The 5,323-nt window shown below is 63.3% G+C and carries 5 protein-coding genes; 4 read left to right on the top strand and 1 reads right to left on the bottom strand.

Annotated features, from left to right (window positions below; all coding sequences use genetic code 11):
- Nucleotides 1-219 precede the first annotated feature (219 nt).
- From cysT to ACI3KW_RS23045, 3 genes are read left to right on the top strand one after another with little or no spacing between them, the layout of a single operon-like run.
- Nucleotides 220-1,074, top strand: coding sequence for a sulfate ABC transporter permease subunit CysT (gene cysT / locus ACI3KW_RS23055; RefSeq protein WP_113123136.1), 855 nt, complete (start codon nucleotides 220-222; stop codon nucleotides 1,072-1,074).
- A complete protein-coding gene (gene cysW, locus ACI3KW_RS23050) occupies nucleotides 1,064-1,933 on the top strand; it encodes a sulfate ABC transporter permease subunit CysW (RefSeq protein ID WP_404850030.1) in 870 nt (289 codons plus the stop codon). Before cysT ends, cysW begins: the two co-directional genes overlap by 11 nt.
- An 18-nt stretch (nucleotides 1,934-1,951) precedes the next feature.
- The gene (locus tag ACI3KW_RS23045; RefSeq protein WP_113123134.1) at nucleotides 1,952-2,989 is read left to right on the top strand and encodes a sulfate/molybdate ABC transporter ATP-binding protein; all 1,038 of its coding nucleotides are present in this window, start codon (nucleotides 1,952-1,954) and stop codon (nucleotides 2,987-2,989) included.
- Nucleotides 2,990-3,163: 174 nt separating this feature from the next.
- Here ACI3KW_RS23045 and ACI3KW_RS23040 read toward each other — a convergent pair whose 3' ends face one another.
- Complete coding sequence (locus ACI3KW_RS23040) at nucleotides 3,164-3,631, bottom strand: Lrp/AsnC family transcriptional regulator (protein ID WP_113123142.1); 468 nt, start codon at nucleotides 3,629-3,631, stop codon at nucleotides 3,164-3,166.
- A 150-nt stretch (nucleotides 3,632-3,781) separates the two neighbouring features.
- Here ACI3KW_RS23040 and ACI3KW_RS23035 point away from each other — a divergent pair.
- A partial coding sequence (locus ACI3KW_RS23035) for a proline dehydrogenase family protein (RefSeq protein ID WP_404850029.1) occupies nucleotides 3,782-5,323 on the top strand: 1,542 nt, incomplete at its 3' end.

The raw sequence follows: 5,323 nt of genomic DNA, 5'->3' as shown, positions 1-5,323 counted from the left end.
ACACCAATATTCCCCGCCGCCCGCCATTCCACCCTCCAAACCCTACCCAAAAACTCCCACACACCTCCCCCGCAGAATTATTTTCCATGCCACCGCGCCCAAAAGCCAACCCTCCACCTTGAGAAACTCGACTGAAACGGTAGTTTCACCCGCGCCGAACCGCCGTTGAGAGGTCGACATGAACCGTGCCGCCGAAACCCCTGCTGTCCGGATCTTCGCTTGAGCGCCGCCGCGTCGCCCGTGCGCTCTCGCAAGCGCAGCGTGATCCCCGGCTTCGGCCTGACGCTCGGCTTCACGCTGACCTATTTTTCCCTGATCATCCTGATCCCGCTGCTCGCCTTGGCCATCCGCTCGGCGGGTCTGGGCTTTGATGGCTTCTGGAAAGCCGCCAGCGATCCGCGCGTGCTCGGCTCGCTCCGTGTTAGCTTCGTCACCGCGCTCATCGCCGCCGGCATCAACGTCGTCTTCGGCACCCTGATCGCCTGGGTCCTGGTGCGTTACCGCTTCCCCGGCCGCCGCATATTCGACGCCATCATCGATCTGCCCTTCGCCCTGCCCACCGCGGTTGCCGGCATTGCGCTCACCGCCATCTACGCCCCCAATGGCACGATCGGCGCGCTGTTCGCCCCCCTTGGCGTCCGCATTGCCTACACGCCGATCGGCATCGTCATCGCCATGATCTTTATTGGCCTGCCCTTCGTCGTGCGCACCATCCAGCCCATTCTCGAAGAGGTCAGCCACGAGGTCGAGGAGGCCAGCGCCACTCTGGGCGCCACCCGCTTCCAGACCATCACCCGCGTCATCCTCCCGAGCCTCACACCGGCCATTCTCACCGGCTTCGCGCTGGCCTTCGCGCGCGCTGTGGGCGAATACGGCTCCATCATCTTCATCGCCGGCAATATTCCCTTCGTCTCGGAAATTGCCCCGCTGCTGATCTATATCCGCCTGCAGGAGTTCAACTATGTCGGGGCGACCGTCATCGCTTCGGTCATGCTGCTGCTGTCCTTTGCCATGCTGTTTGCGATCAATCTGATCCAGGCCTGGAGCCGCAAGAGGTATGGTTATGGCGACTAAACTCCGCGCCCGCCGCCATCGCCGCATCTCGCCCACCAGCGAAAGCCGCACCGTCCAATGGGCCTTGATCGGCCTGGCGCTGCTGTTCATGGCGGTCATTCTGGTGCTGCCGCTTTATGCCGTGTTCCACGAAGCCTTCGCCAAGGGCATCGTCCCCTTCTTCGCCGCCTTGGGCGAGCCCGATGCGCAGGCCTCCATACGGCTCACGCTGATGGTCGCGGCCATTGCCGTGCCGCTCAACGTCGTTTTCGGCCTTGCCGCCTCCTGGGCCATCGCCAAGTTCGAGTTCAAGGGCAAGGCCTTTCTCATCACCCTGATCGATCTGCCGTTTTCCGTGTCCCCGGTCATTTCGGGCATGGTTTATGTGCTGCTGTTCGGGGCCGGCAGCTTCCTCGGCCCCTGGCTCAAATCCTACGGCATCGAAGTTCTCTTCGCGCTGCCTGGCATCGTGCTCGCCACCATTTTCGTCACCTTCCCCTTCGTCGCTCGCGAATTGATCCCGCTCATGCAGGATCAGGGCACCGGCGATGAGGAAGCCGCGCTCTCGCTGGGCGCCAATGGCTGGCAAACCTTCTTCCGCGTCACCCTCCCCAATATCAAATGGGGCCTGCTTTACGGCGTGCTGCTGTGCAATGCCCGCGCCATGGGCGAGTTCGGCGCCGTCGCCGTCGTGTCCGGCAAGATTCGCGGCCAGACCACCACCATGCCGCTGCAGGTGGAAATGCTTTATAATGAATATAATGCCACCGCCGCCTTCGCGCTGGCCTCGCTTCTGGCCCTGTTGGCCCTGGTGACGCTGGTGTTGAAATCGGCCCTGGAATGGCGTTTCGGCGATGAAATCGCCGCCGCCGAACGGTAATTTGGAGAATCTGGTTTTATGGAAGTTCGCGTAGCCAATGTGCGCAAGGAATTCGACCGGTTCCCTGCGCTTCATGATGTCTCGCTCGATATCCGCTCGGGCGAGCTGATTGCGCTGCTCGGTCCTTCCGGCTCGGGCAAGACCACGCTGCTGCGCCTTATCGCAGGCCTTGAAATGCCTACCCAGGGCAAGATTTTCTTCGGCGATACTGACGCTTCGGAAAAGACTGTGCAGGAGCGCAATATCGGCTTCGTGTTCCAGCACTATGCCCTGTTCCGCCACATGACCATCCTTGAGAACATCTCCTTCGGCCTCAAGGTGCGTCCGCGCTCCACCCGCCCGCCGGCCGGCGAAATCCGCCGCCGTGCCATGGAATTGCTCGATCTGGTCCAGCTGTCGGGCCTTGAAAAGCGTTATCCCAACCAGCTCTCCGGCGGCCAGCGCCAGCGCGTCGCGCTTGCCCGCGCCCTCGCCATCGAGCCCGGCGTGCTGCTGCTCGACGAGCCCTTCGGTGCGCTGGACGCCCAGGTCCGCCGCGAGCTGCGCAAATGGCTGCGCGAAATCCACGACCGCACCGGCCACACCACGGTCTTCGTCACCCACGATCAGGAAGAAGCCCTCGAACTTTCCGACCGCCTCTGCGTCATGAGCCAGGGCAAGATCGAGCAGGTCGGCTCCCCCGACGAAGTCTACGATCACCCCACCTCGCCCTTCGTCTTCGGCTTCATCGGCGATTCCAGCGAATTGCCCGTCACCATCGAAAATGGCGAAGTCTGGGTCGGTGGCCGCGCCATCGGCATCCCCGCCCATGAAACGCCAACCGGCCCCGCGCGCCTCTATTTCCGCCCGCACGATGTCGATCTGATCGAAGCCGACGCCTCCATGGCCGGCGTCGTCACCGCCAGCCGCCGCGTCGGCGGCACCCGCCGCGTCGAACTCGAAGTCGGCGGCGCCAGCCACAAAGTCGAAATCGACCTCCCCTTCGACCACCCCGCCGGCGAAAAAACCCGCCTCTCCTTCCGCCCCAAACGCTGGAAACTGTTTCCGGCCGCTTGAGCTGAACTCTCAGTCGTCACCCTCGCCCCTTGAGGGAGAGGGACCGTAATTTCTTCGTCCAGAAGAAATTACAGGGTGAGGGGTGCTGCGCCATCCCATGCTTCAACGCTTGGAGACGGACCCCTCATCCGCCTTTCGGGCACCTTCTCCCTCAAAGGGGAGAAGAAAAAGCCGTCACTCCTCATCCCCCTTCACCGCCTCCATCGACACATGCGTTGACGTATGCGCCACATGCGGCAGGGCCGAAATCTTCTCCCCCAGCACCTCGCGATAATCGGCAATATCCTTGGTCCGCACCTTGAGCAGATAGTCAAAGCTCGACGCGATCATGTGGCATTGCTCCACTTCCTTGATCGCCCGCACTGCCTTGTTGAACGCCGCCAGCGCCGCCGCCCGCGTGTCTGATAGTTTGACCTCGACAAAGGCCACATGCGGCAGCCCCAGCCGCTTGGGGTCGATCACCGCCCGATAGCCCAGAATATACCCCGCCTTTTCCAGCCGCCCGATCCGCGCCTGACACGGCGTCTTGCTGAGGTTCACCCGCCGGCTCAACTCCGCCACGCTGATCCGCCCATCCCGCGCCAACTCGTCCAATATCTTGCGATCCGTCTGGTCTAAAGTCTCGTAGGTAACGGTTTTCACGGGCGCTTATCCTATCCAGCGCCCAATCAATAACCCCTTCACGCCACCAGCGCCACAAAATCAGGCGAAACGCCTTTCAAACTCATGTCATTGTGCCGTTCTATCAGTAGACCTCATGGTGACCCACGAGGTCGTGCCCAAGAGCGCCCCATGACAACCATCGCCGCCGCCCGCCAGTCCCTCCGCGACCGCAACCTCGCCCCCGAGGCCCCGCTGGTCCGCCAGCTCATCGCCGATACCGGCCTCGATACGGCGGCGCGGCAAAAGATTTCCGCCCATGCCGAGGCCCTGGTCACCACCGTCCGCAAGGGCAATCGCCTCGGCCTCATGGAGAGCTTCCTCGCCGAATATGGCCTCGCCACCGACGAAGGCGTGGCCCTTATGTCGCTCGCCGAAGCCCTGCTGCGCGTGCCGGATGCCGAAACCATCGATGCCCTCATTCACGACAAGGTCGGCGGCTCCAATTGGTCGTCCCATTTCGGCGCCTCCGACAACAAGCTCGTCAACTTCTCCTCCTGGGCGCTGAGCCTCACCGCTGACGTGCTCGGCGATCCAGAAGTCGGCCCAAAAAACGCCCTGCATCGCGCCATTGCCCGCCTGGGTGAACCCGTCATCCGCACCGCCGTCGGCCAGGCCATGCGCCTGCTCGGCAGCCAGTTCGTGTTCGGCCGCACCATTGACGAGGCCATCGTCAATGCCAAAAAGCCCGAATCCATCGGCTACCGCTATTCCTACGACATGCTGGGCGAAGCCGCCCGCACCGGTGCCGACGCCGTCCGCTATTTCGACGCTTATATGTCCGCCATCAATTCGCTGGCGCCCCATTGCACCGCCGCCTCGGTCCGCGACAATCCCGGCATTTCGGTCAAGCTCTCCGCGCTCCACCCGCGCTATGAGTTCGCGCAACGCTCCCGCGTCATGACCGAACTGGTTGCAGCGACTCGTCAATTGGCGCTGGCCGCCAAGGCCGCCAACATGGGCTTCAATATCGATGCCGAAGAGGCCGACCGCCTCGATCTCTCCCTCGACATCATCGCCGAAGTCCTCGCCACCCCCGACTTGGCCGGTTGGGACGGCTTCGGCGTTGTCGTCCAGGCCTATGGCAAGCGCGTCCTGCCGCTGATCGATTGGCTCGACGCCACAGCCACCGCGCTGAACCGCCGCATCATGGTGCGCCTGGTCAAGGGCGCCTATTGGGATGCCGAAATCAAGCGCGCCCAGATCATGGGCCTGCCCGATTACCCGGTCTATACCCGCAAGGCATCGACGGATATCAGCTACATCGCCGCCGCCAAAAAGCTCTTCACCAAGGCCTCGATCTATCCCCAATTCGCCAGCCACAATGCCCATACGGCGGCGGCCGTGCTGCATCTGGCCGCCGAAGCGGGCAGGGGCCCCGATAGCTACGAATTCCAGCGCCTGCACGGCATGGGCGAACGCCTGCACGAAGTCCTGCGCACCTCCGCCGGCACCCGCACCCGCATCTACGCCCCCGTCGGCGCCCACAAAGACCTGCTGGCCTATCTCGTCCGCCGGCTGCTGGAAAACGGCGCCAACGGCTCCTTCGTCTACCAGATCGCCGACGAAGATATCCCCGCCTCCACCGTGGCCGAAGACCCGCTCGGCAAAGTGCTGGCCCTGGGCGATACCATCCCCAACCCGGCCATCCCGGCCCCCCTCGCTATCTTCGCC

The organism is Devosia sp. ZW T5_3 (assembly GCF_044987315.1).
GTDB lineage: Bacteria > Pseudomonadota > Alphaproteobacteria > Rhizobiales > Devosiaceae > Devosia.
This window is presented reverse-complemented; position numbering and strand designations above follow the sequence as displayed.

Coding starts and splice junctions, on each gene's coding strand:
- cysW (WP_404850030.1), top strand. CDS start 1,064: ATGGCGACTAAACTCCGCGCCCGCCGCCATCGCCGCATCTCGCCCACC.
- ACI3KW_RS23045 (WP_113123134.1), top strand. CDS start 1,952: ATGGAAGTTCGCGTAGCCAATGTGCGCAAGGAATTCGACCGGTTCCCT.